Origin of the sequence: Cyclonatronum sp. (assembly GCF_022565315.1) — a bacterium.
GTDB lineage: Bacteria > Bacteroidota > Rhodothermia > Balneolales > Cyclonatronaceae > Cyclonatronum.
On sequence record NZ_JAIUMX010000200.1, the window covers coordinates 1 to 2583 of the forward strand.

At 51.5% G+C, this 2583-nt stretch carries 2 protein-coding genes; both read left to right on the forward strand.

Going from position 1 to position 2583, the window contains the following annotated elements; translation table 11 throughout:
• Positions 1 to 1032: response regulator (locus LAT75_RS15575; RefSeq protein ID WP_291483763.1), on the forward strand; the 1032-nt coding region annotated here is incomplete at its 5' end.
• A gap of 202 nt (positions 1033 to 1234) precedes the next feature.
• On the forward strand, positions 1235 to 2434 hold the full coding sequence (locus LAT75_RS15580; RefSeq protein ID WP_291483765.1) for an ATP-binding protein: 1200 nt from the start codon (positions 1235 to 1237) through the stop codon (positions 2432 to 2434).
• The last annotated feature ends 149 nt before the right edge of the window (positions 2435 to 2583 follow it).

Genomic DNA, 2583 nt, shown 5'->3' on the forward strand with positions numbered 1-2583 from the left:
GAAAAAATGGGCAGTAAAATTTGGGTGAAGAGCGAGCCGGGTGCCGGCTCGGTATTTGGGTTTACGCTGGAAACCGATTTCACTGATAGTCCCGTAATTCCCAAAACGGATACACCCAACCCGGGTAAAATTCTGATCGTTGACGACAACGATTCGAACCGTCTTATCCTTGAGCACAATTTCAGCTATTGGCATCTGGATTTCCGGAGCTGCGCTTCCGGTACTGCGGCCATTGCTGCCCTAAAGGAAGAAGATTTCGGGATGATGGTGCTCGATTACCACATGCCCGATATGGACGGGCTGGAAACCCTGCGGCAGATCAGGGAGGAGCTCGCGCTTGGCCCGGAAAAGCTGCCGGTGCTGCTGCTGCACAGTGCCGTTGATACCCATGAGTTACGGCAGCAGTTTCGCAGTTATGGGGTAGTCTTCAGCCTGGTGAAGCCTGTTAAAGCAACCGAGCTGTGGTACTACATCCGTAAAATCGGTAGCGGCACACCGGAGCCGGGCCCTAATGAGGAGCCGCAGGGTCCGGAGCAGAACAGTGCCGACGCCGGTTCGGGAAGAGAGGCCGCGGCCGCGACCGTAACCTCCGAAACCGCATCAATTGAAGCGGCGCTTCAAAACCTGAATTGCAGCATCCTGATCGCAGAGGATATTCAGCTGAATATGCTGCTGATCCGCACGGTGCTCAAAAAAATGCTGCCCGAAGCACGTTTGCTGCAGGCCGCTGACGGCGAAGCCGCCGTTGCGCTATGGGAGGCACACCGCCCTGATCTGATTCTGATGGATGTGCAGATGCCCCGTCTCGACGGCACCGAAGCCACCGGAAAAATCAGAGATCTGGAGCAAAAAAGCGGCACGGCCCACCGCCGCCGCGTACCTATAATAGCTCTTACTGCCGGCGCGCTGAAAGAGGAGCGCGAAAAAGCCCTGCTTTCCGGCATGGACGATTTCCTCACCAAACCGCTTGATCCGGAGCAGCTTGCGGAGGTACTGCAGCGCCTGCTGCCCGCCCTGAAGCCGCAGGACTGATTAGCCGAAGCCGATCAGCGTCTTGACCGCGGCAACCCGTCGGCGGGCAGGATAAAGGTTAGGGAGCAGGCCGGGGGTTGTAAGCTTTTTTGTCATTTGTCTGTAGATGAAGAAATGGTGTTTAAACCCAAAAGTTTTGTGTATGGGCAAATTAATGCATAATATTGCTGAAAGTTTTTGCTATGAACAAAATATTTGAACCGTGTTCGATCGTCCGAAATATCTCAATAAAATGGAGCGCTGGCTTTGGAAACCGCTGATTAAAGTGCTCAGCGGTCAGCGGCGTACGGGTAAAAGCTTTCTGCTAAAGCGCATTCAGGAAAAGGCGGAAAAGCTGCCGGGCTCGCATCATCACATCCGCATCGATATGGAACATGAAGCCAATTTCCATATCCGGACGGCTGAGGACCTGAGTGCGCACATTCGCAGACAGATGGATGCAAAGCAGGCAGACCGCTATTTCATCTACATTGATGAAATTCAGGAAATTGCAGGATTTGAGCGCGTTGTAAGAAGTCTTGCCGCTCAGCAGCATGTTGATTTGTGGATAACAGGCAGCAATGCAGACATGTTTTCAGGCGAGCTGGCAACCCGATTAAGCGGGCGCTACATAGATATCCCTGTTTACAGCCTCGACTTTGAAGAATTTTGCAGGTTTCACGGTCTGCCCGGGGAACAGGCTGCGCTTCAGAAATTCCTCCGCTTTGGTGGCCTGCCGTTTCTCATCCACCTCGGTCTTGAGGATGAAATTGTGTACGATTATCTCCGAAATATCCTGGATACCGTTGTGTACAAAGATGTGATAAGCCGCTGGCAGATCAGGAACGTGCGGTTTCTGAATGATTTGCTTGTGTATTCGGCTGATACAACCGGAAGCCTGCTTTCAGCAAAAAAAATAAGCGATTACCTAAAATCGCAGCGGATCACGGTCTCAGTTAATGCCGTGCTCGACTATCTCTCTTATCTGGTTTCGGCGCAGGTGCTGTACAAAGTGCCCCGATACGACATTCGCGGCCGTAAACATTTTGAAATTGGTGAAAAGTACTACTTTCAGGATACCGGAATCCGCAATGCGATCACCGGTTACCGCATAGCTGATATTGCACAGATTATGGAAAACGTAGTGCATCACCATCTGAAGAGCCATGGTTTCGAAGTGCTGATTGGCAAAGATCAGCAGCGGGAAATCGATTTTGTTGCCCGCCGGCAGGGCGAAACCGTTTATGTGCAGGTCGCTTACCTGCTCTCCGGCCCCGAAACAATCGAAAGGGAATTCGGAAACCTGAAAGCCATCCCCGATAATTATCCGAAAATAGTGGTCAGTATGGATGAAAACAGCCCCGCAACGCTCGAAGGCATCCGGCATCAGAGCCTGCTCTCATTCCTGAAAGAATTCCGCTAAGCCTTTTTTTATTTAATCCGAGGCACTTTGGGCGAGTATTGTGAACCATTTGCGAAGGAGCGGTTCATCAATATCTGAAAGATTTCTAAGCTTGATATGACGCATCATTTTGCCGCTTCCTTCAAGCAGTCCGTCAGGATCATCGAGCA